The sequence below is a fragment of the Pseudomonas syringae genome, assembly GCF_001698815.1.
Classification (GTDB): Bacteria; Pseudomonadota; Gammaproteobacteria; order Pseudomonadales; family Pseudomonadaceae; genus Aquipseudomonas; species Aquipseudomonas syringae_A.
On the sequence record NZ_LGSI01000040.1, the window covers coordinates 47,490 to 73,162 of the forward strand.

Below are 25,673 nucleotides of genomic sequence, written 5' to 3' on the forward strand. Positions count from 1 at the left end.
TATTCAGCGCTGTGTAAGCGAAGAGCTTAGGCGAGCGGTTTAGGCTCGTTGCTTTCTTCCAGCGCTTTCGGGTGTTGCTGCACGACTTCTTCAACCGATTGCAGGTTTTCGTCGACGACCGGCGAAGGTTGAGTCGGCTCGGCCTCAGGTGCAACCGGCGCAGCTTCAGTCACGACTGGAGCGTTGGCGGCAGCTTCTTCAGCTTCTTTTTGCAGACGTTCAGCTTCACGCTTGCGACGACGCACTTCACGCGGGTCGTTTGGCGCGCGGCCAGTGCTGCTCACCGGAGCGGCTGGGGCCTGGGGTGCAACTTCGGCCTCGACTTCGGCGACAGCTACTGCAGCTTCTGCCGCAGGTGGCGTAGCGACGATTTCCGGAGCTGCATAAGGCGCAGTCGCTTCGGCAACCACAGGTGCAGGTGTTGGCAGCTCAGCCGATTCAGTGACCGCCGGTTCAGTAACCGAAGCCTCTTCACGGGATGGAGCTGCTTCTTCTGCCTGTGGTGCTTGGGTGGTTGGCTCTGGCGTTGGCTTGAACGGTACGACGCGCTCGGCGTGCGGTGCGTCGAACAGTTCGGTCTGGGCGGCCATTGCTGGTGCTTCGACCGGAGCTTCGAACGCAGGCTGTACTTCTACATCCGGCGCTGGCTCGGCTTTAGGCGCCTGCTCGGCGACTGGAGCTTCGATTGCCGGTGCTTCGATTGCAAAAGCTGCGGTTTCGGCAACTTCAGTTTTCGCAGCTTCAACTTCTGGTGCTTCAAACGCTGGCGTCTGGATCGACGGGGTTTGCACCTCGGTCGATTGGGCGAAGGACGAATCCGACGCTTCGACGGATGCAGTCGCACGTTCTGCCTGACGATTGGCCTGAGCTTCGGCCGGGGCGCTGATTACAGTGCTGGCGACAGCGGCTGTCACTGCCAGCCCTGCGGCGACATCGGCGCTGCTGGCTTGCTCGGCGTCTTCTTCGGCACCTTCAGCGCCTTCGGAGCCTTCGATCACATTGCCATTGGCATCACGTTGACGCTCGCGACGGTTGCTGCGACGACGCTGACCACGTGAGCGACGACGAGGGCGATCGCCTTCGGCGCCGTCCTGATTATCGTCGGCGATCAGCTCTTCGTTGAGCAACACTTCGTCTTCACTGACCGCTGCTACGGCCTGTTCGGCACGTGGCTGGCGCTCTTCGCGAGGCTGGCGAGGCTGGCGTTCTTCACGTGGAGCACGTTCAGGGCGCTCTTCGCGGGCCAGGTTGACTGCCGGGGCAGCATCCAGTGGCTCACGCAGTTCGCGGACCGGACGGTCTTCGCGGGACTTACGGTCTTCACGCGGAGCACGCGGTGCGCGTTCTTCACGTGGCGCGCGGGCCGGACGCTCTTCGCGTGGGGCTGCGGCAACAGGAGTGGTTTCGTCGCGAACTTCACGCGGCTCGCGCGGTGCGCGCTCTTCACGTGGCGCACGCTCTTCGCGAGGAGCGCGTTCTGCACGCTCTTCACGCGGGGCGCGTTCTTCGCGGGGCTTGCGCTCTTCGTCACGACGATTGGTGCGACCACGGCTCTGTTGACGACCGTTGCGGCGTTCCTCGTTGCGAGCCGGACGCTCGGCAGCCGGTTTTTCAACGACGACCGGTGCGGCAGGCTCTTCCTTGGCGGCGAACAGGCTGACCAGGGATTTCACCAGACCCTTGAACAGGCTTGGTTCATGAACAACCGGAGCAGGGGCGGGAGCAGCAGCTTCAACCGGAACCGGTGCGTTGGCACGTGGCGGCGCGGTCTTGACTGCGGCTTCCTGGCGAACCAGGGTGCGGGTCGCAGCGGCAGGCGGCGCGACTTCTTCCACTTCGGCAGCGGCAGCGGCGATTTCGTAGCTGGACTGATTGGTGTGCGCTTCCGGGCTGTCATCACGCAGACGCTGCACTTCGAAGTGTGGCGTTTCGAGATGATCGTTCGGCAGGATGATGATGCGGGCGCGGGTGCGCAGTTCGATCTTGGTGATCGAGTTGCGTTTTTCGTTGAGCAGGAACGCGGCAACCGGGATCGGCACCTGGGCGCGGACTTCGGCAGTACGGTCCTTCAGGGCTTCTTCTTCGATCAGGCGCAGAATTGCCAGCGACAGCGATTCAACGTCACGAATGATGCCGGTGCCGTTGCAACGCGGGCAGACGATGCCGCTGCTTTCACCCAGGGAAGGGCGCAGGCGCTGACGGGACATTTCCAGCAGGCCGAAGCGCGAGATGCGGCCGACCTGAACGCGGGCGCGGTCGGCTTCCAGGCTTTCGCGGACTTTTTCTTCCACGGCGCGCTGGTTCTTGGCTGGCGTCATGTCGATGAAGTCGATGACGATCAGGCCGCCGATATCACGCAGGCGCAATTGACGGGCGATTTCTTCAGCCGCTTCAAGGTTGGTCTGCAGCGCGGTTTCTTCGATATCGCTGCCTTTGGTGGCGCGGGCCGAGTTGATGTCGATGGACACCAGGGCTTCGGTCGGGTCGATAACGATAGAGCCGCCGGAAGGCAGTTCAACGACGCGCTGGAAAGCGGTCTCGATCTGGCTTTCGATCTGGAAACGGTTGAACAGCGGAACGCTGTCTTCGTAAAGCTTGATCTTGCTGGCGTACTGCGGCATCACCTGACGGATGAACGTCAAGGCTTCTTCCTGGGCTTCGACGCTGTCGATCAGCACTTCGCCGATGTCCTGACGCAGATAGTCGCGGATGGCGCGGATGATCACGTTGCTTTCCTGGTAGATCAGGAAAGGTGCGGAGCGATCCAGGGATGCTTCCTTGATAGCGGTCCAGAGTTGCAGCAGGTAATCGAGGTCCCACTGCATTTCTTCGCTGCTGCGGCCCAGGCCGGCAGTGCGCACGATCAGACCCATGTCGGCCGGAGCGATCAGGCCGTTGAGTGCTTCACGCAGTTCATTGCGTTCTTCACCTTCAATGCGACGGGAAATACCGCCGGCACGCGGGTTGTTCGGCATCAGGACCAGATAACGACCGGCGAGGCTGATGAAGGTGGTCAAGGCTGCGCCTTTGTTGCCACGTTCTTCTTTCTCGACCTGAACGATGACTTCCTGGCCTTCGCTCAGGACGTCCTTGATGTTGACGCGGCCTTCAGGAGCCTTTTTGAAGTACTCGCGGGAGATTTCCTTGAGGGGCAGGAAGCCATGGCGCTCAGAGCCAAAATCGACAAAGGCAGCCTCCAGGCTTGGTTCGATGCGAGTGATTCGGCCTTTATAGATGTTGGCTTTCTTCTGCTCGCGTGCACCCGACTCGATGTCCAGGTCATAGAGGCGTTGGCCATCTACCAGTGCAACACGCAACTCTTCGGGTTGAGTTGCGTTAATCAGCATTCTTTTCATGTAGTACCGTCGGTTTCCGGGCTGCCGGAAACGGCGTTCGGCACACACGACTTCTCACGGTCGGTGTCAGGGCACGTCAAGAGTGTTTAAACACTCCAGTGTCTAGCGGGGAACCGGCCAAAGGGGCCGGGGTCGCGACGACGTTTCCTGCTTGCTGGGGTGACATAAAGCCACCCTGTCAGCAATAGCTTTGTCAGGAGGAGGAATCGACCATCGGTAGCGGACGAGATGAAGCGTCTTGAATAAGCCTAGTGCTACACAGTCCGATGGTTGTGCGTCTCCACCCTACACGTATCCCTGATAATTCGGGTGCTGCCGCGCGCAGAATCCGCAGCGTGTTGGCATTTACCGCGACCTTCTTCAGGAGGGCCGCGCATCATGGCTTAAGGCGTTGTTTCCGAAGTATTCGCACGAAATGTCTGTAGATGACTGCACTTTGTGAACTGGCCGTGAATTTTGAGCTCTGAAGGCGAGTGATAACTCTGCGATCTGGCTTGTTTCAGGCCTCATGTCACCTGCGCTTGTTACATCTCCAGGCTGTTCGTTGTCACCGAAAGCCCCGTAGGACGGCCTCGCGTCCTCGTGAATTGCGTTGGGCAGGGCCGGTGGTTAGACCGTTTGTCCGCTGTCCAGGCCGCTTTTGGCGGCGTTCGCGACTATAGCAGCAATCATTAAGTGCTTCAAATCCATAAAAAATTGTTATGATTTGCGGCATGACGAACATCACCCCTCCAACCCCCAGCGTCCAGCTGGTAGAGGTTGCGCCGGAATATGCCGGTCAACGTATCGATAATTTTCTTGTCACTTTCCTCAAAGGCGTGCCTAAGACCTTGATCTACCGCATTTTGCGCAAAGGCGAAGTGCGAGTGAACAAGGGTCGAATCAAGCCCGAGTATAAGTTACAGGCGGGCGACATCATTCGTGTTCCGCCTGTGCGCGTGCCTGAGCGGGATGCACCCGTGCCTGTGGCGCAGGGCCTGTTGCAGCGCCTTGAGGCCGCCATTGTCTTCGAAGACAAGGCGCTGATCGTGCTGAACAAGCCCGCCGGTATCGCCGTGCATGGCGGCAGCGGCCTGAACTTCGGTGTGATCGAAGCCTTCCGTCAGATGCGCCCGGACGCCAAGGAGCTGGAGCTGGTGCATCGCCTTGATCGCGACACCTCCGGTCTGCTGATGATCGCCAAGAAACGCAGCATGCTGCGGCACCTGCACGAAGCCTTGCGCGGCGATGGTGTCGACAAACGTTACATGGCCCTGGTTCGCGGGCATTGGGACACTTCGCAGAAACGCGTCAATGCGCCATTGCTCAAGAGCAACTTGCGTTCCGGCGAGCGCATGGTCGAGGTTAATGACGAAGGCAAGGAAGCACTGACGATCTTCAAGGTACTGCGTCGCTTCGGTGACTTCGCCACTATGGTCGAGGCCAAACCGGTGACCGGCCGCACGCACCAGATTCGCGTGCATACATTACATGCCGGGCACGCCATCGCCGGCGACACCAAGTACGGCGACGAAGATTTCAGTCGCGAAATTCGTGATCTGGGCGGCAAGCGTCTGTTTCTGCATGCCTATATGTTGACCGTGCCGCTGCCCGATGGTGGCGAGTTGAAGTTACAGGCTCCCGTGGATGACATGTGGGCCAAGACCGTGGAGCGATTGAGTGCGCCCTGATTTTAAACCGTCAAGCTATGAGCTGTTGATTTTCGATTGGGATGGCACCCTGGCTGACTCCATCGGTCGCATTGTCGAGGCAATGCAGGTCGCTGCGGCCCTGAGCGACCGTGAGGTGCGTGATGATTTTGCTATCAAGGGCATCATTGGCCTGGGTTTGCCGGAAGCCATTCGCACGCTTTATCCGGACATCAGCGCCAACGATCTGATCGACTTCCGCCAACGCTATGCCGACAGTTATATGGCTCTGGATAACACTGTCCCTTCGCCACTGTTCGCCGGGGTGCGGGACGTGATCGAAGCCTTTCGCGCAGATGGTTATCAGTTGGCAGTGGCCACCGGCAAGGCCCGTCGCGGCCTGGATCGAGTGCTCAAGGCGCACGACTGGCTGGATTTCTTCGACATCACTCGCGCTGCTGACGAAACTGCCAGCAAGCCGGATCCGCTGATGCTCAACGAGATCCTTGAGCATTGCGGCGTTGCGCCCGAGCGGGCGCTGATGGTCGGTGATTCGTCTTTTGATCTGTTGATGGCGCGTAACGCTGGCATGGATTCGGTCGCGGTGGGGTATGGCGCGCAGTCGCTGTCCTCGTTGCTTGAATACGAACCGCGTTTGGCCGTCGACAGTTTTTCCGAGCTGCGCACCTGGTTGGGTGCGCCCAGTGCTGAATCTTCGTTGTTGGGGTGATTGAGAAATGTCGGACGAATGGAAAGCGCCAGTCTCCAGAGATGCAGACGAAGTCGCAGACAGCAAGGCTGACGCCAAGAGCTGGAAGTTGCTGGAAAAAACCCTGCTGGCTGGCGTTCAGGAGCAGCGGCGCTCGCGGCGCTGGGGGATCTTCTTCAAATCCCTGACTTTTTTGTACCTGATTACTGCGTTGTTCCTGTTCACGCCACTGATGAGCTTTGACAAAGGCGCGTCGCGCAGCGAGAACCATACTGCGCTGATCGAAGTGCAGGGCATGATTGCCGACAACGAGCCGGCGAGTGCCGATAACATCGTCGGCAGCCTGCGTGCGGCCTTCGAGGACAGCAAGACCAAGGGGGTGATCCTGCGGATCAACAGCCCGGGTGGCAGTCCGGTGCAGTCCGGCTATATCGCCGACGAAATACGCCGCCTGCGCGCTGAGAAGCCTGCGATCAAGGTGTATGCCGTCATTACCGACCTGGGCGCTTCGGGTGCCTATTACATCGCCAGCGCCGCTGACCAGATCTATGCCGACAAGGCCAGTCTGGTGGGCTCGATTGGTGTCACGGCTGCAGGCTTCGGTTTCGTCGGCATCATGGACAAGCTGGGCGTCGATCGACGGACTTACACGTCGGGCGAGCACAAGGCCTTTCTTGATCCGTTCCAGCCGCAAAAAGCTGATGAAACGGCTTTCTGGCAGGGCGTTCTGGATACCACGCATCGGCAGTTCATCGCCAGCGTCAAGCTTGGCCGTGGCGACCGCCTCAAGGATAAAGAACATCCTGAGCTGTTCTCGGGGCTGGTCTGGACCGGTGAGCAGGCTTTGCCGTTGGGCTTGATCGATGGGCTGGGCAGTGCCAGTTACGTTGCGCGTGACGTTATCGGCGAGAAGGAGATGGTTGACTACACCGTCAAGGAGTCGCCTTTCGATCGGTTCTCGAAGAAGCTCGGCGCCAGCGTCGCTCAGCAGATAGCCATGTGGGCGGGTTTTAACGGACCGTCGTTGCGCTGATCGTTCTGCTTATAAAGAAGCCCGACCGTTGGTCGGGTTTTTTGTTTGTGGCCTCAGGGTACGATGACGCCCTCGTTGCTGAGCATGTCGACCAGTCGAATCAGCGGCAGGCCGATCAGACTGGTGGCGTCGCTGCCTTCGGTGGCGCGAAACAGACTTACCCCCAACCCTTCGGCCTTAAAGCTGCCAGCGCAGTCGTAGGGCTCCTCTGCGCGCAGGTAACGCTCGATACGAGCCGGGTCCAGGATGCGCATATGCACGGTGAACGCCACGTGGTCGACCTGGCACTCGCCCGTTGCACTGTTCAGCAGTGCCAGGCCTGTCAGGAAGCTCACGCTGCGGCCGCTGGCAGCAGTCAGCTGTTCCAGGGCGCGTTCGAAGGTGTGGGGTTTGCCGAGGATCCTGCCGTCGAGTACCGCGACCTGATCCGAACCGATGATCAGGTGGTCGGGATAATCGTTGGCCAAGGCCCTGGCTTTCTCCTCGGCCAGCCTTTGCACCAGCTCGATGGCGCTTTCATCGGCACGATGGCTCTCGTCGATTTCAGGCGAGCTGCAGACGAACGGCAGGCGCAATCGGGCCAGCAATTCCCGGCGATAAGGTGAGCTGGAAGCAAGCAACAAGGGCAACATGCGGTTCTCCATCAGGTGAAAGTTGATTCTAATCAGTCTGCTAGTGGATAACAGGCCTGAATTTCCTTTGACATGCCTGGGGGTCGTCCCTAGAATGCTGCGCCTATGTTGAATGACCCGATTCCACCTCACGTTGACCCGCGCAAATTGGCTGATCGTGGCACTACCCTTCAAGGTGAAGTGCTGCTGGCCAATTTGGAGAGACTCTGCGACCCGCTTTCCGATAACCTCGGTACGGTGCAGGCGAAATTCGTTTTTGAGCGTGACGAACGCAGATCTGTGGTAATTCACAGCTCTATCGACGTCGAAGTCAAAATGGTTTGCCAGCGTTGTCTTGAGCTGGTCACCCTGCCGATTCACAGCGAATGCAGTTACGCGGTGATGAAGGAGGGTGCGAATACCCAGTCGTTACCGAAAGGTTATGACGTGCTGGAACTGGGCGAAGATCCATTGGATCTGCTGGCTTTGATCGAGGAAGAGCTTCTGCTCGCCTTGCCCATTGTGCCGGCTCATCATCCGGAAGAATGCCAGCAGCCGGCGGGTCTCGATGAGCCCGAACCGAGCGTGGACGAGGTAACGCGGTCCAACCCGTTCAGTGTATTGGCGCAGTTAAAGCGTGACCCAAACGTTTAGGAGTTAATCAATTATGGCTGTTCAGCAGAACAAAAAATCCCGCTCTGCCCGTGACATGCGTCGTTCCCACGACGCGCTTGAGGCAAGCACTCTGTCGGTAGAAAAGACAACTGGTGAAATTCACCTGCGTCACCACGTTTCGCCGGAAGGTGTTTACCGTGGTCGTAAAGTGATCGACAAGGGCGCTGACGAGTAATTTCTTGTCCGCTCCGATCATCGCGATCGACGCAATGGGCGGGGACTTCGGTCCCCGCAACATTGTTCAGGCAAGCCTCGCGTGCCTGATTGCTACGCCCTCGCTGCATCTGATCCTTGTGGGTCAAGCCCCCCTTATTGAAGCCCTCGTTGCCCGCCAATCCGGTGTGGATCGCTCTCGCCTGCACATTGTAAACGCTACCGAAGTGATCGCTATGGATGAACGCCCATCCCAGGCGCTGCGCGGCAAGCCTGACTCGTCCATGCGAGTGGCTTTAGGTTTGGTCGCCGGGGGGCAGGCACAGGCCTGTGTCAGTGCGGGTAATACTGGCGCGCTGATGGCGTTGTCACGATTTGTGCTCAAGACCTTGCCGGGTATCGACCGTCCGGCGATGGTTGCGGCGATCCCGACCCAGCGCGGCTATTGTCAGTTGCTGGACTTGGGGGCGAATGTCGATTGCAGTGCCGAGAATCTGTATCAGTTTGCCGTGATGGGCTCGGTTGCCGCCGAAGCGTTGGGTGTTTCTCGCCCCAAAGTGGCGTTGCTCAATGTGGGCACCGAAGATATCAAGGGCAATCAGCAGGTCAAGCTGGCTGCCAGTCTCTTGCAGGCGGCTCCAGGGCTTAATTATTCCGGCTTCATCGAAGGCGACGGTCTGTATCGCGGTGAAGCTGACGTGGTGGTCTGTGATGGTTTTGTCGGCAATATCCTGCTCAAGTCCAGCGAAGGCCTGGCTACGATGATTTCGGCCCGGGTGCAGGCGTTGTTCAGTCAGAATCTGCTCACCAAAGCCGTTGGAGTCTTGGCGTTGCCTCTAATGAAGCGCATGCAGGCGGATCTGGCGCCGGCCAGGCATAACGGTGCAAGCTTTCTGGGTTTGCAGGGGATTGTTGTGAAAAGCCACGGTTCGGCGGGTGTTCAGGGCTTTCAAAGTGCGATTCAGCGGGCGTTGATCGAGATCCACGAAAATCTTCCGCAACGCTTGCATGGACGTCTTGAAGAGTTGCTTTAGTATGCCGTCGGGACGGAATTCCCGAAAATGTGACGCTGCTGACCGTGCAGTCATCCAAACGATCAGTCTTTAACATTCGACTTCTCGCGCACGGCAAAACGGCCGGGCGTCAATTTCGGCGACAACAATTCAGAGGCTTGTTAAATGTTTGCATCCCTCGCATTCGTCTTTCCGGGTCAAGGTTCGCAGTCGCTGGGCATGCTTGCCGAGCTGGCTGCGCAATACCCGTTGATCCAGGAAACTTTCGCAGAAGCGTCCCAGGCGCTGGGCTACGACCTTTGGGTCCTGACCCAGCAAGGGCCGGAAACCGAACTTAATCAAACCGACAAAACCCAGCCCGCCATCCTGACCGCTTCCATCGCGTTGTGGCGTCTCTGGCTGGCTGAAGGCGGTGCTCGACCTGCTTTCGTCGCCGGGCACAGCCTTGGTGAGTACAGTGCGCTGGTTGCCGCTGGCAGTCTGTCGCTGGGCGATGCGGTGAAACTTGTGGAGCGCCGCGGCCAGTTGATGCAGGAAGCGGTTCCTGCCGGGCAGGGCGCCATGGCGGCGATTCTTGGCCTGGAAGACGCTGACGTGTTGGCGGCCTGCTCCGAAGCAGCTCAAGGCGATGTGGTCAGTGCGGTGAATTTCAACTCGCCAGGCCAGGTTGTCATTGCTGGTTCGACCGCTGCGGTGCAACGCGCCATGGAGCTGTGCAAGGCGCGTGGCGCCAAGCGCGCCCTGCCGTTGCCGGTGAGCGTGCCGTCGCATTGCGAATTGATGCGTCCGGCTGCCGAGCGCTTTGCCGAGTCGGTTGAAGCGATCAATTGGCAGGCTCCGCAGATTCCTCTGGTGCAGAATGTCAGCGCTGCCGTTGTATCCGACCTCGATACGCTGAAGTCCGATCTGTTGCAGCAGCTCTACAAGCCGGTCCGTTGGGTCGAGTCGATCCAGGCGCTGGCCGCCAATGGAGCTGTCGAGCTGGTCGAATGCGGGCCGGGTAAAGTGCTGGCTGGCCTCAATAAGCGTTGCGCCGACGGCGTGACGACTCACAACCTCAACACCCCAGACGCCTTTGTCGCCGCTCGCGCGGCACTGGCCTGATAAGGAGAGCTTGCATGAGCCTGCAAGGTAAAGTTGCACTGGTTACCGGTGCCAGTCGTGGAATTGGTCAAGCCATTGCCCTGGAATTGGGGCGCAATGGTGCTGTGGTCGTGGGTACCGCGACTTCCGAGAGCGGTGCAGAGCGCATCAGCGCAACGTTCAAGGAGCGGGGCATCGAAGGCTTCGGTCTGATGCTCAATGTCACCGATTCCGAGTCCGTGAGCGCCACCTTGGCGTTGATCCAGGAACGTGTTGGCGCGCCGTTGATCCTCGTCAATAACGCCGGCATCACCCGTGACAACCTGATGATGCGGATGAAAGATGACGAATGGCATGATGTCGTCGATACCAATCTGAACAGCCTGTTTCGCTTGTCCAAGGGTGTTTTGCGGGGCATGACCAAGGCGCGCTGGGGTCGAATTATCAGTATTGGTTCCGTTGTGGGTGCCATGGGCAACGCAGGCCAAGTAAACTATGCGGCCGCGAAGGCCGGTCTGGAAGGTTTCAGCCGGGCCTTGGCTCGTGAAGTGGGTTCGCGCGCGGTCACGGTAAACTCGGTTGCACCGGGTTTTATCGATACCGATATGACGCGCGAGCTACCGGAAGCTCAGCGTGAGTCGCTGATTTCCCAGATTCCACTGGGTCGTCTGGGGCAGGCTGAAGAGATCGCGCACGTGGTCGCTTTTCTTGCTTCGGAAGGTGCAGGCTACGTTACCGGGGCTACAATCCCCGTGAATGGCGGCATGTACATGAGTTGAAAGTAACGGACTGCGGTAAAAAAATGTCATACGTTGCGTCCAAAATCCGTTATAAAGCTGCAATCTATTAATGGGCGTCAGGTCGGTGAGGTCAGCGGGGTTAGCATTGAGCTTGAAATGCGCAAAACCTCTTCTATACACTTACCCACCGGCCAGCCGCCTGAATTTGTCCACTAGGAGTTAAAACTAGGTATGAGCACCATCGAAGAGCGCGTCAAGAAAATCGTTACCGAGCAGCTTGGCGTCAAATCGGAGGAGGTAGTTAACACTGCTTCTTTCGTTGAAGACCTGGGTGCCGACTCCCTTGATACCGTTGAGCTGGTGATGGCTCTGGAAGAGGAATTCGAGACTGAAATCCCTGACGAAGAAGCTGAGAAAATCACTACTGTTCAAGCTGCTATCGATTACGTTACCGCCCACCAGGCGTAACACGCTGTAATCGTCGTTGCTGTCATGGGAAAACCGCACTGCCTGCCGGCGTGCGGTTTTTTCTTTAAAAACGATACCCTGTATCGTCAATAAGAGAAAAGGAGAGTCCTGTGTCGCGTAGACGCGTCGTGGTCACCGGTATGGGCATGCTGTCGCCATTGGGTACGGATGTGCCGAGCAGTTGGCAAGGCATTCTGGCTGGCCGCAGTGGCATTGGCCTTATCGAGCACACGGACCTTTCGGCTTACACGACCCGCTTTGGCGGTTCGATCAAAGGATTCAACGTTGAAGAGTACCTGGCGCCCAAAGAGGCTCGCCGGCTGGATCTCTTCATTCAATATGGTCTGGCGGCCAGTTTTCAGGCTGTGCGCAATTCCGGCCTTGAAGTCACCGACGCCAACCGTGATCGTATTGGCGTTGCCATGGGTTCCGGTATCGGCGGCCTGACCAATATCGAAAACAACAGCCGTTCGTTGCATGAGCAAGGGCCGGGACGGATTTCCCCGTTCTTTGTGCCGGGCTCGATCATCAACATGATTTCCGGGTTCCTGTCGATCCATCTGGGTGCACAGGGGCCTAACTATGCAATCGCGACGGCCTGTACGACCGGTACGCATTGCATCGGCATGGCTGCACGCAACATCGCTTATGGCGAGGCCGACGTGATGATTGCCGGCGGCGCCGAAATGGCGGCCTGCGGTCTCGGTATGGGCGGTTTCGGTGCGTCCCGTGCGTTGTCGACCCGTAACGACGATCCGACGCGCGCCAGCCGTCCGTGGGACAAAGGCCGTGACGGTTTCGTCCTGTCTGACGGTTCCGGAGCGTTGGTGCTTGAAGAGCTGGAACACGCCAAGGCGCGCGGTGCGACGATCTATGCCGAGCTGATCGGCTTCGGCATGAGCGGCGACGCGTACCACATGACCTCGCCACCGGATGACGGCGCAGGTGCTGCGCGTTGCATCGTCAATGCGCTGCGCGATGCCAAGGTCAATGCCGATGACGTGCAGTACATCAATGCTCACGGCACTTCGACGCTGGCCGGCGACCTGGCTGAAGCTCGGGCGATCAAGTCGGTGTTCGGCGATCACGCCTACAAGCTGGCGGTCAGTTCCACCAAATCCATGACCGGCCACTTGCTGGGTGCGGCGGGCGCCGTGGAAGCGATTTTCAGTATTCTGGCCATCAACGGTCAGGTTGCGCCGCCGACCATCAACCTGGATGAACCGGGCGAAGGCTGCGATCTGAATTTTGTACCCCATGAAGCGCAAAGCATGCCGATCAACGTGGTGCTGTCCAACTCGTTCGGGTTTGGCGGGACCAACGGCTCACTGGTGTTCCGCCGGTTCAGCGAGTGATGCTCAGCTGGATCGATGGCTGTCCCGCCGATCTGCTGTCCATCAAGGACAGGGGGCTGGCGTATGGCGATGGGCTGTTTGAGACCATCGCCGTCAAGCACGGACGGCCATTGCTTCTTGAGCGCCACCTGCAACGTCTTGAAGGCGGCTGTGCTCGTCTGGGTATTGCCGCCGACCTGGATTTGATTCACCGCGAGCTGCTGGCGTTTGCCACGCAGCTTGGCGACGGCGTGATGAAGTTGATTGTCACTCGGGGCGACAGCCTGCGCGGTTATGCCCCCGCACCGAATTCCCAACCTCGACGAATCCTGCAAGGCGGCCCGCCGCCGCTGTACCCGAGCGCTCATGCCGAGCAGGGCGTACGTCTCTTTCCCTGTCAGACTCGTCTGGCTGAACAACCGCTGCTGGCCGGGCTCAAGCATCTGAATCGGTTGGAGCAGGTGCTCGCTCGCTCGGAATGGCAGGACAGCGACCACGCCGAGGGGCTGATGCTCGATATGTCCGGGCGCATCATCGAAGGGGTCTACAGCAATCTGTTCCTGGTCAGCGGCGGGGTTCTGCTCACCGCTGGTCTGGCGCGGTGCGGCGTCGCCGGGGTGATGCGTGCCGAATTGCTGGAGCAGGCTCCCGCGCTGGGTATTCCGGTAGAAGTCCGCGACCTGCAAATGTCTGACTTGCAGCAGGCTGACGAAGTCTTTGTCTGCAACAGTGTCTATGGCGTGTGGCCCGTTCGCGGCTTCATGCAGCTGAGCTGGCCGGTTGGGCCGCTCACCCGTAAACTGCAGCGCACCGTTCTCGCGCTTCTGGATATTGCTTAGTGATTCGAAAATTATTGGTCTTGCTGGAAACAGGCGTAGTGCTGGCAGGCCTGGCGCTGGGCGTTGCGTTTTGGCAGCAGAACGAAGCGCTGCATCAGCCTTTGAAGGTGACGCAGGAGCAGTTGCTGGATGTTCCGGCAGGCTCCACGCCAACGGGCGTACTCAATCGTCTGGAAGCCGACGGCGTGGTCAAGGATGCTTTCTGGCTGCGGCTGTATTGGCGCTTCAATCTTTCCGGGCAGTCGCTGCACAGTGGCGAATACCGCATGACGCCCGGTATGGACGCTCAGTCGTTGCTGACCTTGTGGCAGCGTGGCGAAGTGGTTCAATACAGCCTGACCCTGGTCGAAGGCTGGAATTTCCGTCAGGTGCGTGCCGCTTTGGCGAAGCAGCCCAAGCTTGAGCAGACCCTGACAGGCTTGAGCGACAACGAGCTGATGGCCAAACTGGGTCATCCCGATGTCTATCCCGAAGGCCGCTTCTTTCCTGACACCTACCGCTATGTGCGGGGCATGACCGACGTCGAGTTGCTCAAGCAGGCTTACAACCGTCTGGATGAAGTGCTGGATGAAGAATGGTCCAGGCGCGCTGCGGATGTTCCCTACGTCGACCCGTATCAAGCCTTGATCATGGCGTCGCTGGTGGAAAAAGAGACTGGCGTTCCTCAGGAGCGCGGGCAGATTGCCGGGGTGTTTGTCAGACGCTTGCGTCTGGGCATGTTGCTGCAGACCGATCCGACGGTTATCTACGGCCTCGGCGAGCGTTACAACGGCAAGTTGACCCGTGCGCACCTCAAGGAAGCGACGCCGTATAACACTTACGTCATCGCCGGCCTGCCACCGACGCCGATTTCCCTGGTGGGGCGTGAAGCTATTCATGCCGCACTGAATCCGGTTTCAGGCAACAGTTTGTATTTCGTCGCACGCGGCGACGGCAGTCACGTGTTCTCGGCGGATCTGGACGCGCATAACGCAGCCGTTCGTGAGTACCAGCTCAAGCGACGTGCCGATTATCGCTCCAGTCCGGCGCCTGCTGCTCCGACCGTTGTTCCAGTCATCCCGGCCGAAACGAATCCGGTGGCGCCAGTCCCGGCGGCACCCGTTCCTGATGCAGCGACGGCGCCGGAAACCGCGCCCGTCCCGGAGCCAGCTTCGGAGCCAGATGCCAACCAGAGCGAGCCAAGCCCGAAATGAAGATGAACGAGGACTGCCTGTGACTGGCCTGTTTATTACCCTGGAAGGTCCGGAAGGCGCTGGGAAAAGCACCAACCGCGAATACCTGGCCGCCAGACTGCGCGCCGAAGGGATCGCTGTATTACTCACTCGCGAACCCGGTGGCACGCCGTTGGCCGAGCGGATTCGTGAGCTGTTGCTGGCGCCCAGCGATGAGTCCATGCATGCCGATACCGAGCTGCTGCTGGTATTTGCCGCACGCGCACAGCATCTGGCGCAAGTGATTCGCCCGGCGCTGGCGCGTGGCGAGATCGTTTTGTGTGATCGTTTTACCGACGCAACCTACGCCTATCAGGGCGGCGGCCGTGGCTTGAGCCACGAGCGGATTACCGCGCTGGAAAACTTTGTCCAGGGTGATTTGCGCCCGGACCTGACCCTGATCTTCGATTTGCCGGTTGAAGTCGGCCTGGCCCGCGCTTCTGCGCGTGGTCGGCTGGATCGGTTCGAGCAGGAAGGGCGGACCTTCTTCGATGCCGTGCGCAGTACTTATCTGCACCGCGCCAGTGCCGAGCCTGCACGATATCGTCTGGTTGATGCGGCGTTGTCCCTGCCGCAAGTCCAGCACTCCCTTGATGCGCTGGTCCCGGAAATGCTGGAGCTTTACCGTGGCTGAGGCCTATCCCTGGCAGGAAGCGCTCTGGCAGCAAATGGCCGGACGTCCTCAGCACGCGCACGCTTACCTGCTGCACGGCCCGGCCGGAATCGGCAAGCGGGCCTTGGCCGAACGGCTGATGGCCAGTTTACTGTGCCAGCGTCCCGAAGGTCTGGATGCCTGCGGGACCTGTAAATCCTGCATGCTGCTGGTTGCCGGCAGTCATCCGGATAACTACGTGCTGGAGCCGGAAGAGGCCGACAAAGCAATCAAGGTCGATCAAGTGCGCGATCTGGTCAGCTTCGTTGTGCAGACCGCGCAGATGGGCGGGCGCAAGGTGGTATTGATCGAGCCGGTGGAGTCGATGAACATCAACGCCGCCAATGCCCTGCTGAAAAGTCTTGAAGAGCCTTCAGGCAACACGGTGCTGTTGTTGGTGAGCCATCAACCAAGCCGATTGCTGCCGACGGTCAGAAGCCGTTGTGTGCAGCAGGCTTGCCCGCTGCCGAGCGAAGCCATGAGTCTGGCGTGGCTGGCCGATGCGTTGCCCGACTGCACGCAGGACGAGCGTAACGAATTGCTGATTCTCGCCGCAGGTTCGCCGTTGGCCGCTGTCGGTCTTCAGGCTCAGGGCGTTCGCGAGCAGCGTGCGCTGGTGGTCGACGGGGTGAAGAAGCTGCTCAAGCAGCAGCAATCGCCGACGCAACTGGCCGAAGGCTGGAAAGATATTCCGTTGTTGCTGCTGTTCGACTGGTTCTGCGACTGGTCGCATCTGATCTTGCGCTATCAACTCACCGAGGACGAAGAAGGCCTCGGTTTGGCGGATATGCGTAAAGTGCTGCAGTACATGGCGCAGAAGTCCAATCAGGGTAAGGTTCTCGACATTCAGGACTGGATCCTGGCCCAGCGACAAAAGGTCATGTCCAAGGCCAATCTGAACCGCGTGCTGCTGCTCGAAGCTTTATTGGTACAGTGGGCTGGATTGCCGCTGCAACGTTAGGCTGTATTCATTGGAATCCTGAGGAGTTGTGATGAGTTTGCCGCTGAATTCCGGTCCCCGTAACGGTATTTTGTCCCTGACCATCAAGGACAAGTCCGTGCTTTACGCCGCTTACATGCCGTTCATCAGGAACGGCGGGTTGTTCATTCCGACCAGCAAGAGCTACAAACTCGGCGATGAAGTGTTCATGCTGCTCAATCTGATGGACGAGCCGGAGAAGGTTCCGGTCGCTGGCAAAGTCACCTGGATTACCCCCAAAGGCGCGCAGGGCAATCGGGCCGCGGGTGTCGGCGTGCAATTCAATGACGGCGACAATACCGCCCGCAACATGATCGAAACCTATCTGGCCGGTGCTTTGAAGTCCGACCGTCCAACTCACACGATGTAGATAACCATTGCCATGCTCGTAGATTCCCATTGCCACCTTGACCGCCTCGATCTCGCTGAACATGCCGGCTCTCTTGACGCTGCCCTTGAAGCAGCACGGGGCAGAGGGGTTGGGCATTTTCTCTGTATCGGCGTCAGCTCTGACAATGCGGGTGCGGTAAAAGCCCTGGCAGAACGCTATGACGACGTGGATTGCTCGGTCGGCATTCATCCGCTGGACTTGAAGCCGGGTGAGGCGCCTGCGCTGGAATGGTTGTTGGGCGAGTTGAACCACCCGCGCGTGGTCGCCATTGGCGAAACCGGCCTGGATTACCACTACGAGCCTGAAGCCGCCGAACTGCAACAGGCGTCATTTCGTCTGCATCTGCAAGCCGCCAACGTCACCGGCAAGCCGGTCATCGTGCATACCCGTGGCGCGCGCGCCGACACGCTGAACCTGTTGCGCGAAGCTGCCTTGCCGCAAGGCGGTGTGCTGCATTGTTTTACCGAGGACTGGGACATGGCCAAGGCGGCTCTGGACCTGGGCTTTTACATTTCCCTGTCCGGCATTGTCACGTTCCGCAATGCCGATGCGTTGCGCGACGTAGCGCGCCAGGTTCCCGCAGATCGCCTGCTGGTTGAAACGGACTCTCCTTATCTGGCGCCGATTCCGTATCGGGGCAAACCAAACCTGCCCCAGTACGTACGCGAAGTCGCTGAGTTTCTGGCAATGCTGCGTGGCGAGTCCTACGAGCGCTTTGCCGAAATGACCACCGACAACTTCGCGCGCCTGTTCCCTTTGGCGCACCTCAAGCGCTAGATGTCGAATGAACGTTCCCGTACAGAATCCCGGGCAAAAAAAACCCGGGTTCTGGGGGGTGAATCCGGGTTAAGACCATTAGGAGTAAAACAAAGGTGCGCCATCCGTCGGCACCTTTACTGGCGTGTCATTTGGGGGATATGCAACGCCAACGCCTTAAGTATTGGTCATGATTGCAGGGCGTCCAGTTGGTTCTGATCATTTTTTAAACAGATTTGGAATAGCCGGGCGGCTGCTGAGTCCGCATTTCACACATCGTGCATACCCGGCCACGCATTTGTCGGTCAAGACGCTAATTTGGCCATTTAGGCCAACAAACCGCGCCATGGTCGGATGATCCGTGCAATTTCGCGCAAGTTAGGCATAATACCCGGCTTCGATTTTGACCCCTACAGACCTTCTTATGCAGAAAGAACCCCGAAAGGTCCGTGAATTTCGACGCCGCGAGCAAGAAATTCTCGACACCGCGCTCAAGCTGTTCCTCGATCAAGGTGAAGACAGCGTCACCGTCGAGATGATTGCTGATGCCGTGGGTATCGGCAAAGGCACGATCTATAAGCATTTCAAATCCAAGGCGGAGATCTACCTGCGCCTGATGCTCGACTACGAGCGTGATTTGAACGAGCTGCTGCATTCGGCGGATGTCGACAAGGACAAGGAAGCGCTGTCCCGCGCCTACTTCGAGTTCCGCATGCGCGATCCCCAGCGTTACCGGTTGTTTGATCGGCTTGAAGAGAAAGTCGTCAAGGGCAATCAGGTGCCGGAGCTGGTCGAGGAGCTGCACAAGATTCGCGCCTCGAATTTCGAGCGCCTGACGCTGCTGATCAAAGGTCGAATCAACGAAGGCAAACTCGAAGACGTCCCGCCTTACTTCCACTATTGCGCCGCGTGGGCGTTGGTCCATGGCGCAGTGGCGCTTTACCACTCGCCGTTCTGGAGCAATGTCCTCGAAGATCAGGAAGGTTTTTTCCAGTTCCTGATGGATATCGGCGTACGCATGGGCAACAAGCGCAAGCGCGATCCCGAGACAATTGTTGATCTGAACCCCAACACCACTGGCGGTTGAGCCTTTTCAGGACCTGCACGCATTAATGGCCTGCTTTGCCCATGATGGCGCGGAAGCTGCATCCGACGACCATTCGCCGGTTTTCCGTCACCGGCACTTGGGAGGAAGTGATGCGTAGCCTGGTTTTGCTACTGGCGCTGTTGGCGTTGAATGGTTGTATGAGTGTCAGTGATCTGGGCCAGGGCGCTCATGATCAATTCAGTGACGCCGGATTGCTGGATCACAGTGAAACCCGACGCATCAGCAACTGGCGCTTGCAGCCGGATTCCTTCATCTATATCGCTCAAGGTGCGTTTGCACCGCCGGGCAGCGCCTACCCAAGACCTAACGTCGTGGCCGAAGAAGCCTTCAACGGCTTCATCGAGTATTTCCCGATGGTTCGTCGCGCGCGCGGGCCGCTAGGTCTGGATGAGGCAATGACTGAGGCTCGTTCGGCGGGTGCGCATTATCTGCTCTATACCCGCTTTGCCAAGGCCGATGACCGCATCGGCAACACCGACGAGTGGTCTGATCAAGAAGCGTTGGATCGGCTCGGCATCGACAGCGGCGTCATCCAGCTGATGTTGATCGAAACCAGCACCCGCTACCTCATCGACAGTGCGCGCATTCGCAGCCGTGGCGGATTGCTGACACTGCACGACACCAAGCCACAAGATTTGCTTGGCCCGCCTCTGGAGGATTACGCTCGCAGTCTGTTGGGCATAAGCCGTTAAGGAGAAAGTCATGAGTGATACAGGCAAGGCCAATGATCTGTTCGCGCAGATCCCCAAATCCAAAGGGTTGCCGCCTGTTCATTTATGGAACCCGGATTTCTGCGGCGATATCGACATGCGCATCGCCCGCGATGGCACCTGGTATTACCTGGGTACGCCTATCGGCCGCAAACCCATGGTTCGCTTGTTCTCTACCATCATGCGCCGTGACGGCGATGACTATTTCCTGATCACTCCGGTGGAGAAAGTGCGCATCAAGGTTGATGACGCGCCATTCGTGGCGGTCAGCCTGGAAGTCGAAGGCGAGGGCGAGCGTCAGGTGCTGCGTTTTACCACCAATGTCGATGACGTGACCGAAGCAGGTCCAGAGCATCCGTTGCGGGTGCTGATCGATCCCGAAACCGACGAACCGGCGCCCTACATCAATGTGCGGGTCAATCTTGAAGCGCTGATTCATCGCAACGTCTTCTATCAACTGGTCGAGCTGGCCGTGCCGCGTGATATCGACGGGCAGCGCTGGCTGGGCGTCTGGAGTGGCGGGTTGTTCTTTCCAATCGGCCTTGAACCCTGAGTAACGAGTTCCTCGGATGATGTCCCATCAATTGCCTGCTCCCGGCGCGACGGTTAAAGTGCCGCTCCGCGTTTTTCCTGAGGTTTTTGCATGAGCCAGTCCTTTGACATCGCCGTGATCGGCGCCACCGGTACTGTCGGCGAAACCATCGTCCAGATTCTTGAAGAGCTCGACTTCCCGGTCGGGCAGCTGCACTTGCTGGCCAGCATCGAGTCGGCGGGGCATTCCGTGCCGTTCAGGGGCAAGAACGTGCGGGTCAAGGAAGTCGACGAATTCGATTTCAACAAGGCGCAGGTCGCATTCTTTGCCGCCGGTCCGGCCATTACCCGCAGCTACGCTGCGCGCGCCTTGGACGCGGGCTGTTCGGTGATTGATTTGTCGGGCGGCTTGCCCGCTGCAGACGCTCCCGGCGTGGTGCCGGAAATCAACGCCCAGTCAATTGAGTCCCACGGCAAGCCTTATCAGGTTTCCAGTCCGAGCGCTTCCGGCACGGCCATCGCGCTGACCCTTGCTCCGTTGCTTGGTGTGCTGGAAATCCTGCGCGTCAATGTCACTGCATGCCTGGCAGTCTCCAGCCAGGGCCGCGAAGGTGTTGCGGAACTGGCGCGTCAAACCACCGAGCTGCTGAATATTCGCCCCCTCGAACCGCGCTTTTTTGACCGGCAGATGGCCTTCAACCTGCTCGCCCAGGTCGGCGTGCCGGACGCACAAGGTCATGCGCCGCTGGAAGTTCGACTGGTTGCAGAGTTGCGCGAGTTGCTGGCATTGCCTTTACTCAAGGTCGCCGCAACGTGCGTGCAAGCTCCGGTGTTTTTTGGCGACAGCTTTACCGTGTCGCTGCAAACCGCGCGGCCGGTGGATCTGCAAGCGGTCAATGCCGCGCTGGAAGCCGCGCCGGGGATCGAGCTGGTGGACGCCGGGGATTACCCGACGGCTGTAGGAGATGCCGTAGGCCAGGATGTTGTTTATGTAGGACGCGTGCGCAGTGGCATAGACGATCCCTGTGAGCTGAATCTGTGGGTGACGTCTGACAATGTGCGCAAAGGCGCTGCGCTCAACGCTGTGCAGGTCGCGCAATTGTTGATAAAAGACTATGTGTAAAAGATACTTGCCTTCAATTTGAAAAAACTTTCTAGCCGTGTGTGTCATCGATCTCCTGAGATGTCTGCTTAGACACCCAATGCATGCTTTACCTTCCCGGGTGCCGGGGAGTTTTTAAACAAGGGATGGGCTATGGTTCAGGTTCGCAAACTGGTATTGGCAATTGCTGCCGCATCGGCGTTGTCATCAGGCATGGCGCACGCGCTGGGACTCGGGGAATTGTCGGTCAAGTCGACCCTGAATCAACCCCTTGTAGCCGAGATCGAATTGACACAGGCCCAAGGCCTGAGCGCTGCGCAAGTGGTGCCAAGCCTGGCGACCACTGCTGATTTCGCTCAGGCGGGCGTTGCCCGACAGGCGTTTCTCAACGACCTGACGTTTACTCCGGTACTCAATGCCAGCGGTAAAAGCGTATTGCGCATTACTTCCAGCAAGCCGGTGCGTGAACCCTTTGTGAAATTCCTCGTGCAAGTGCTCTGGCCCAATGGCCGCCTGCTGCGCGAATACAGCCTGTTGCTGGACCCACCGAAGTTTTCCCCTGAAGCTGCAGCGGCTGCCGCTGCGGCGCCGCAATTGCCAGCGACTGCGCCACAGCCAGCCCAGGCGCCGGCGACTCCAGAAGTAGCGCCGCCCGCACCGACTCCGGTTCCGGAAGCTGCACCCGCTGCCGAGGCCAAGCCTGCGCAATACACCACCACGAACAACGACACGCTCTGGGAAATTGCCGAGAAAGTGCGTAATGGCGGCACCGTCCAGCAAACCATGCTGGCCATTCAGGCGTTGAACCCTGATGCGTTCATCGGTGGCAATATCAATCGCCTGAAAAAAGGCCAGGTATTGCGCCTGCCTAATCCGCAACAAACCACCACCGTGCCTCAGCCTCAAGCCGTGGCCAAGGTTGCCGAACAGAATCAGGCCTGGCGCCAGGGTCGTCGTTTGCCGTCCGGCACGCGTCAGGTCGATGCGACTCGCCGTGATCGCGCCGGTGCCGCACCATCCAGAGTTGCTCCAAGCGACAGCCTGAGTCTGGTCGCCGCAGGCTCCAACCCTTCTGCCAAGGGTGCGGCAGGCGACAAGGACTTGAGTAACAAACTGGCGGTGGCCGAGGAAAATCTGGATACCGCGCGTCGTGACAACGCCGAACTGAAAAGTCGCATGAACGACTTGCAGAGTCAGCTAGACAAGATGCAGCGCCTGATTCAGCTCAAGAGCGATCAACTGGCCAAGATGCAGGCCTCGGGTGCCACGGTTCCACCGGTGCCTGCCGACCCGGCTTTGCCGGCAGCATTGGTTGCAGCACCCGGGGCTGCCGCCAAGCCGCCGGGCGAAATTGCACCCGAAGATGCTCTGCCAGCGGGTGCGGCGCAAGTCAGCGCACCGGCCGCGGACCAGCCTTTGGCCGTCGAACCGGTCGTGGATCAGGAAGCCGATTCGGACAAGGCGTTCAAGCAACTGCTAGGTAACCCGATCGTCCTCGGCTTGATCGGCGGCGCGGTCGTGCTGCTTCTGCTGCTGTTGATGCTGTTTCTGGCCCGCCGCCGCAATGCCAAGGCCGAAGCCGAGAAGCACCGTCGGATGGCTCGTGCGCTGGCTGAAGAATCTGAGTTCGTTTCCGACATGGACATGGACGTGCCGCAGGCCAGCTTCGACGGGCTGGTCGTTGCCGCGCCTAACGTGAAAATGGCGCCGATGGGCGGTGCGAGTGCCGATCCTGCTCGTGAGCGTCCAGCCGATGCGCTGGTTCAGGCTGAGATCCATATTGCTTACGGGCGCATGAATCAGGCTGTCGAGCTGCTGGAAGAGTCGTTGAAGGAAGATCCGGCCCGGGATGATATTCGCCTCAAACTCATGGAAATCTACGCTGAGCAAGGTAATAGCAAGGCGTTCGCGATTCATGAACGGAAGATGGTGGCTGGGGGAAAGCACCACGCTGAGGTCGAGCAGCTCAAGAGTCGTTACCCGGCCATGATCACCGCTGCCGTCGTAGCGGCGGCAGCAACGGCGACCGCTGCTGCGGTGGCCTCTGAACTGGATGCGAAGTATGTCGAGGAATTGTTGCTCGACGAGCCGGCGGAGCCCGAGCCGGAGCCTCAGCCTGAACCTGAACCTGAACCAGTCGTTGTGGCGCAAACACCTGTGCCGGAAACGCCAGAACCGGTCGCTCAAGCGGATGAACTCGATGAGTTCGATCATGATTTCGATTTGAGTCTGGACGACCTTGAAGAGGCCTCGCCTACGCAGGTGACCAATCCAACCGATTTGTATGATCTGGAGCTGGATGCACCTGCTTTGCCGGCCATCAATGACGATGACGATGACGAGCTGAGTTTCGAGTCGGTCTTGAAGCAGCAAAACGAAGCCAAGGCGGCGAGCACGCCGAACGACCCGGCTGATTTTGATCTGGCTGACTTTGATCTGAATAGCACCGAAGACGAGCCTGCGCTAAGTGCCGAGGATGATTTCCTGCTCAGTCTCGACGAGCCGCCGTTGAATCTGGGTGAATCAGTGCCGCCTCAGCCTGCCGACGACCTGGACCTGCCGGATGATTTCGATCTGTCGCTGGCCGACGAAATCGAGACTGATCAGGCAACTCAAGCGTTCGCCTCCGAGATCGAGGATGTGAATGCCGAGCTGGAGCGCCTGTCGCAGAATCTTGAGCAGCCGCCCATGGCCAAGCCGTTCGAAGCGCCGAGCTTTACTGCCGAAGACGCCGCTGCACTCGACGATGACGAGCCGGAATTCGACTTCCTGTCAGGTACCGATGAGGCCGCCACCAAGCTCGATCTGGCTCGCGCCTACATTGAGATGGGTGACAGCGACGGCGCGCGGGACATTCTTGACGAGGTGGTCACCGAAGGTGATGACGGTCAGAAAACCGAGGCACGGGAAATGCTCAGCCGTCTGGTGTGATTTGTTCGATGGACTGCAACGGCCGCTTTTGCGGCCGTTTGCATTTGCGGGCGGGGCACATGGCGTCTTTTTTTCGTGGCCTTATAATGGCCGCCATTTCGTAATTCAACAGGCTGTCACTTCTTGGCGAATATAGATAACGCGGCGGCCGAAATGGTCGCCGCTGGTTTTTCCAGAATCGCGCTCGGTGTCGAGTACAAAGGCTCTCGCTATTGCGGCTGGCAGCGTCAGGCTTCCGGTGTGCTGACCGTTCAGGAAACCCTGGAAAATGCGCTGTCCAAAGTCGCGGATTCGCCGGTGTCGCTATTGTGCGCCGGGCGCACCGACGCGGGCGTGCATGCCTGCGGCCAGGTGGTGCATTTCGATACTCAGGCCGAACGCTCCATGAAGGCCTGGGTCATGGGTGCCAATATCAATCTGCCCCATGACGTCAGCGTGACGTGGGCCAAAGTGATGCCGGCCGATTTCCATGCGCGCTTCAAGGCAATCGCCCGACGCTATCGTTATGTCATCTATAACGACCAGATTCGGCCAGCTCATCTCGGCCAGGAAATTACCTGGAACCACCGCCCGCTGGACGCCGAACGCATGGCGCAGGCCGCGCAGCATCTGGTCGGTACTCATGATTTCAGCGCGTTCCGGGCCGGGCAGTGCCAGGCCAAGTCGCCGATCAAACAGCTGCACCATCTGCGCGTTTCGCGGCACGGCAAGATGATTGTCATTGATGTACGCGCCAATGCCTTTCTGCATCACATGGTGCGCAATATCGCGGGCGTGTTGATGACGATCGGCACGGGCGAGCGCCCGATCGAATGGGCGCGGGATGTTCTGGAGAGCAAGGTGCGCAGGACCGGCGGCGTAACGGCACACCCTTATGGGTTGTATCTGGTTCAGGTTGAGTATCGCGATGAGTTTCCGTTGCCGGAACGCTATGTCGGCCCGCACTTTCTGACAGGGTTCTCGGAACTTGACGGCTGACGTCCGGAAAAGCATTTGCTACCATCCCGAACTTTACAGAAAGGCTTGGGGTTCTCTACATGTCAGCCGTTCGCAGCAAGATCTGCGGCATTACCCGCATAGAAGACGCTTTGGCTGCTGTCGAAGCCGGGGCTGATGCTATTGGGCTGGTGTTTTATGCCAAGAGCCCGCGCGCGGTGACCGTGCAGCAAGCGCGGGCGATCATCGCTGCGCTGCCGCCGTTTGTCAGTACCGTCGGGCTTTTCGTCAATGCCAGTGCCTGCGAACTCAACGAGACGCTGGACGCCGTGCCGCTGGATCTCTTGCAGTTTCATGGCGACGAAACGCCAGAGCAATGTGAAGGCTATCATCGCCCCTGGATCAAGGCGTTGCGGGTACAGGCCGGTGATGATATTGCCGCCAGTTGCCGTGCGTATTCCGGAGCCAGCGGTATTCTGCTGGATACCTATGTTGCCGGCGTTCCTGGCGGAACCGGCGAAACCTTTGACTGGGCCTTGATCCCGAGCGGTCTGAGTAAACCGATCATTCTGGCGGGCGGTCTGACTTCCGCCAATGTGGCGCAGGCCATTGCTCAGGTCCGGCCGTATGCGGTGGATGTCAGCGGAGGGGTCGAAAAAAGTGGGGGCATCAAGGACCATGACAAGATCCGCGCATTCATGAGTGCGGTGCATGGCGCTTGATA

Annotated in this window: 25 protein-coding genes; 23 read left to right on the forward strand and 2 right to left on the reverse strand. The window is 59.0% G+C overall.

Annotated elements, in window-relative coordinates; genetic code table 11:
* Window positions 1-26: 26 nt before the first annotated feature.
* Window positions 27-3,356 (reverse strand): ribonuclease E, encoded by a 3,330-nt coding sequence (gene rne, locus AFK24_RS11630; RefSeq protein WP_430962157.1) that lies wholly within the window; start codon window positions 3,354-3,356, stop codon window positions 27-29.
* A gap of 713 nt (window positions 3,357-4,069) precedes the next feature.
* On the opposite strand from rne, the gene rluC reads away from it, so the two are divergent.
* From rluC to AFK24_RS11645, 3 genes are read left to right on the forward strand one after another with little or no spacing between them, the layout of a single operon-like run.
* Window positions 4,070-5,026 carry a 23S rRNA pseudouridine(955/2504/2580) synthase RluC gene (gene rluC, locus AFK24_RS11635; RefSeq protein ID WP_065833384.1) on the forward strand — a complete coding sequence of 319 codons (957 nt, stop codon included), beginning with the start codon at window positions 4,070-4,072 and terminating at the stop codon, window positions 5,024-5,026.
* A complete protein-coding gene (locus tag AFK24_RS11640; protein ID WP_065833385.1) occupies window positions 5,016-5,714 on the forward strand; it encodes an HAD-IA family hydrolase in 699 nt (232 codons plus the stop codon). The genes rluC and AFK24_RS11640 overlap by 11 nt, the downstream gene beginning before the upstream one ends.
* Before the next feature lie 7 nt (window positions 5,715-5,721).
* Complete coding sequence (locus AFK24_RS11645; protein ID WP_065833386.1) at window positions 5,722-6,726, forward strand: S49 family peptidase; 1,005 nt, start codon at window positions 5,722-5,724, stop codon at window positions 6,724-6,726.
* Between the two features lie 53 nt (window positions 6,727-6,779).
* Here the strand turns inward: AFK24_RS11645 and AFK24_RS11650 are convergent, their stop codons facing one another.
* Window positions 6,780-7,358, reverse strand: coding sequence for a Maf family protein (locus AFK24_RS11650; RefSeq protein WP_065833387.1), 579 nt, complete (start codon window positions 7,356-7,358; stop codon window positions 6,780-6,782).
* A gap of 105 nt (window positions 7,359-7,463) precedes the next feature.
* Between AFK24_RS11650 and AFK24_RS11655 the strand changes: the two genes are divergently transcribed.
* The 20 genes from AFK24_RS11655 to AFK24_RS11750 all read left to right on the forward strand — a co-directional run bounded on the left by AFK24_RS11655 (window position 7,464) and on the right by AFK24_RS11750 (window position 25,671).
* On the forward strand, window positions 7,464-7,991 hold the full coding sequence (locus tag AFK24_RS11655) for a YceD family protein (RefSeq protein WP_065833388.1): 528 nt from the start codon (window positions 7,464-7,466) through the stop codon (window positions 7,989-7,991).
* Between the two features lie 13 nt (window positions 7,992-8,004).
* The gene (gene rpmF, locus AFK24_RS11660; RefSeq protein ID WP_002552688.1) at window positions 8,005-8,187 is read left to right on the forward strand and encodes a 50S ribosomal protein L32; all 183 of its coding nucleotides are present in this window, start codon (window positions 8,005-8,007) and stop codon (window positions 8,185-8,187) included.
* A 4-nt stretch (window positions 8,188-8,191) separates the two neighbouring features.
* A complete protein-coding gene (plsX, locus tag AFK24_RS11665) occupies window positions 8,192-9,199 on the forward strand; it encodes a phosphate acyltransferase PlsX (protein WP_065833389.1) in 1,008 nt (335 codons plus the stop codon).
* Window positions 9,200-9,343: 144 nt separating this feature from the next.
* Complete coding sequence (fabD, locus tag AFK24_RS11670) at window positions 9,344-10,282, forward strand: ACP S-malonyltransferase (protein ID WP_065833390.1); 939 nt, start codon at window positions 9,344-9,346, stop codon at window positions 10,280-10,282.
* A 14-nt stretch (window positions 10,283-10,296) separates the two neighbouring features.
* Complete coding sequence (gene fabG, locus AFK24_RS11675) at window positions 10,297-11,040, forward strand: 3-oxoacyl-ACP reductase FabG (protein WP_065833391.1); 744 nt, start codon at window positions 10,297-10,299, stop codon at window positions 11,038-11,040.
* Window positions 11,041-11,232: 192 nt separating this feature from the next.
* Window positions 11,233-11,469 carry an acyl carrier protein gene (acpP, locus tag AFK24_RS11680; RefSeq protein WP_065833392.1) on the forward strand — a complete coding sequence of 79 codons (237 nt, stop codon included), beginning with the start codon at window positions 11,233-11,235 and terminating at the stop codon, window positions 11,467-11,469.
* Window positions 11,470-11,579: 110 nt separating this feature from the next.
* Window positions 11,580-12,824 (forward strand): beta-ketoacyl-ACP synthase II, encoded by a 1,245-nt coding sequence (fabF, locus tag AFK24_RS11685; RefSeq protein ID WP_065833393.1) that lies wholly within the window; start codon window positions 11,580-11,582, stop codon window positions 12,822-12,824.
* Window positions 12,824-13,642, forward strand: a complete 819-nt coding sequence (gene pabC, locus AFK24_RS11690) for an aminodeoxychorismate lyase (protein ID WP_065833394.1) — start codon at window positions 12,824-12,826, stop codon at window positions 13,640-13,642. The genes fabF and pabC overlap by 1 nt, the downstream gene beginning before the upstream one ends.
* Window positions 13,642-14,835 carry an endolytic transglycosylase MltG gene (gene mltG / locus AFK24_RS11695; protein ID WP_065833395.1) on the forward strand — a complete coding sequence of 398 codons (1,194 nt, stop codon included), beginning with the start codon at window positions 13,642-13,644 and terminating at the stop codon, window positions 14,833-14,835. The genes pabC and mltG overlap by 1 nt, the downstream gene beginning before the upstream one ends.
* A 19-nt stretch (window positions 14,836-14,854) precedes the next feature.
* Entirely contained in the window at window positions 14,855-15,487 is a 633-nt protein-coding gene (gene tmk, locus AFK24_RS11700) for a dTMP kinase (RefSeq protein ID WP_065833396.1), read from the forward strand.
* A complete protein-coding gene (locus AFK24_RS11705) occupies window positions 15,480-16,466 on the forward strand; it encodes a DNA polymerase III subunit delta' (protein WP_065833397.1) in 987 nt (328 codons plus the stop codon). Before tmk ends, AFK24_RS11705 begins: the two co-directional genes overlap by 8 nt.
* A gap of 31 nt (window positions 16,467-16,497) precedes the next feature.
* Entirely contained in the window at window positions 16,498-16,854 is a 357-nt protein-coding gene (locus AFK24_RS11710) for a PilZ domain-containing protein (protein ID WP_065833398.1), read from the forward strand.
* A 12-nt stretch (window positions 16,855-16,866) separates the two neighbouring features.
* A complete protein-coding gene (locus AFK24_RS11715) occupies window positions 16,867-17,652 on the forward strand; it encodes a TatD family hydrolase (protein ID WP_065833399.1) in 786 nt (261 codons plus the stop codon).
* A gap of 403 nt (window positions 17,653-18,055) precedes the next feature.
* Window positions 18,056-18,718, forward strand: coding sequence for a TetR/AcrR family transcriptional regulator (locus tag AFK24_RS11720; protein ID WP_065833400.1), 663 nt, complete (start codon window positions 18,056-18,058; stop codon window positions 18,716-18,718).
* Window positions 18,719-18,828: 110 nt separating this feature from the next.
* The gene (locus AFK24_RS11725; protein ID WP_065833526.1) at window positions 18,829-19,431 is read left to right on the forward strand and encodes a DUF4823 domain-containing protein; all 603 of its coding nucleotides are present in this window, start codon (window positions 18,829-18,831) and stop codon (window positions 19,429-19,431) included.
* Window positions 19,432-19,441: 10 nt separating this feature from the next.
* Entirely contained in the window at window positions 19,442-20,002 is a 561-nt protein-coding gene (locus tag AFK24_RS11730) for a DUF1285 domain-containing protein (RefSeq protein WP_065833401.1), read from the forward strand.
* A gap of 90 nt (window positions 20,003-20,092) precedes the next feature.
* On the forward strand, window positions 20,093-21,103 hold the full coding sequence (locus AFK24_RS11735) for an aspartate-semialdehyde dehydrogenase (RefSeq protein ID WP_065833402.1): 1,011 nt from the start codon (window positions 20,093-20,095) through the stop codon (window positions 21,101-21,103).
* Window positions 21,104-21,235: 132 nt separating this feature from the next.
* Window positions 21,236-24,013 (forward strand): FimV/HubP family polar landmark protein, encoded by a 2,778-nt coding sequence (locus AFK24_RS11740; RefSeq protein WP_065833403.1) that lies wholly within the window; start codon window positions 21,236-21,238, stop codon window positions 24,011-24,013.
* A gap of 153 nt (window positions 24,014-24,166) precedes the next feature.
* Window positions 24,167-24,991 carry a tRNA pseudouridine(38-40) synthase TruA gene (truA, locus tag AFK24_RS11745; protein WP_065833404.1) on the forward strand — a complete coding sequence of 275 codons (825 nt, stop codon included), beginning with the start codon at window positions 24,167-24,169 and terminating at the stop codon, window positions 24,989-24,991.
* A gap of 59 nt (window positions 24,992-25,050) precedes the next feature.
* On the forward strand, window positions 25,051-25,671 hold the full coding sequence (locus AFK24_RS11750) for a phosphoribosylanthranilate isomerase (RefSeq protein WP_047575654.1): 621 nt from the start codon (window positions 25,051-25,053) through the stop codon (window positions 25,669-25,671).
* The last annotated feature ends 2 nt before the right edge of the window (window positions 25,672-25,673 follow it).

What these genes read in the sequence shown, in the direction of transcription:
- fabD (WP_065833390.1), top strand. Translation starts at nt 9,344, where the DNA reads ATGTTTGCATCCCTCGCATTCGTCTTTCCGGGTCAAGGTTCGCAGTCG.
- AFK24_RS11715 (WP_065833399.1), top strand. Translation starts at nt 16,867, where the DNA reads ATGCTCGTAGATTCCCATTGCCACCTTGACCGCCTCGATCTCGCTGAA.
- AFK24_RS11735 (WP_065833402.1), top strand. Translation starts at nt 20,093, where the DNA reads ATGAGCCAGTCCTTTGACATCGCCGTGATCGGCGCCACCGGTACTGTC.
- AFK24_RS11645 (WP_065833386.1), top strand. Translation starts at nt 5,722, where the DNA reads ATGTCGGACGAATGGAAAGCGCCAGTCTCCAGAGATGCAGACGAAGTC.
- rluC (WP_065833384.1), top strand. Translation starts at nt 4,070, where the DNA reads ATGACGAACATCACCCCTCCAACCCCCAGCGTCCAGCTGGTAGAGGTT.
- AFK24_RS11725 (WP_065833526.1), top strand. Translation starts at nt 18,829, where the DNA reads ATGCGTAGCCTGGTTTTGCTACTGGCGCTGTTGGCGTTGAATGGTTGT.
- AFK24_RS11750 (WP_047575654.1), top strand. Translation starts at nt 25,051, where the DNA reads ATGTCAGCCGTTCGCAGCAAGATCTGCGGCATTACCCGCATAGAAGAC.
- AFK24_RS11740 (WP_065833403.1), top strand. Translation starts at nt 21,236, where the DNA reads ATGGTTCAGGTTCGCAAACTGGTATTGGCAATTGCTGCCGCATCGGCG.
- pabC (WP_065833394.1), top strand. Translation starts at nt 12,824, where the DNA reads ATGCTCAGCTGGATCGATGGCTGTCCCGCCGATCTGCTGTCCATCAAG.
- AFK24_RS11720 (WP_065833400.1), top strand. Translation starts at nt 18,056, where the DNA reads ATGCAGAAAGAACCCCGAAAGGTCCGTGAATTTCGACGCCGCGAGCAA.
- truA (WP_065833404.1), top strand. Translation starts at nt 24,167, where the DNA reads ATGGTCGCCGCTGGTTTTTCCAGAATCGCGCTCGGTGTCGAGTACAAA.
- fabG (WP_065833391.1), top strand. Translation starts at nt 10,297, where the DNA reads ATGAGCCTGCAAGGTAAAGTTGCACTGGTTACCGGTGCCAGTCGTGGA.
- acpP (WP_065833392.1), top strand. Translation starts at nt 11,233, where the DNA reads ATGAGCACCATCGAAGAGCGCGTCAAGAAAATCGTTACCGAGCAGCTT.
- AFK24_RS11710 (WP_065833398.1), top strand. Translation starts at nt 16,498, where the DNA reads ATGAGTTTGCCGCTGAATTCCGGTCCCCGTAACGGTATTTTGTCCCTG.
- AFK24_RS11730 (WP_065833401.1), top strand. Translation starts at nt 19,442, where the DNA reads ATGAGTGATACAGGCAAGGCCAATGATCTGTTCGCGCAGATCCCCAAA.
- rpmF (WP_002552688.1), top strand. Translation starts at nt 8,005, where the DNA reads ATGGCTGTTCAGCAGAACAAAAAATCCCGCTCTGCCCGTGACATGCGT.
- AFK24_RS11650 (WP_065833387.1), bottom strand. Translation starts at nt 7,358, where the DNA reads ATGTTGCCCTTGTTGCTTGCTTCCAGCTCACCTTATCGCCGGGAATTG.
- AFK24_RS11655 (WP_065833388.1), top strand. Translation starts at nt 7,464, where the DNA reads ATGTTGAATGACCCGATTCCACCTCACGTTGACCCGCGCAAATTGGCT.
- rne (WP_430962157.1), bottom strand. Translation starts at nt 3,356, where the DNA reads ATGAAAAGAATGCTGATTAACGCAACTCAACCCGAAGAGTTGCGTGTT.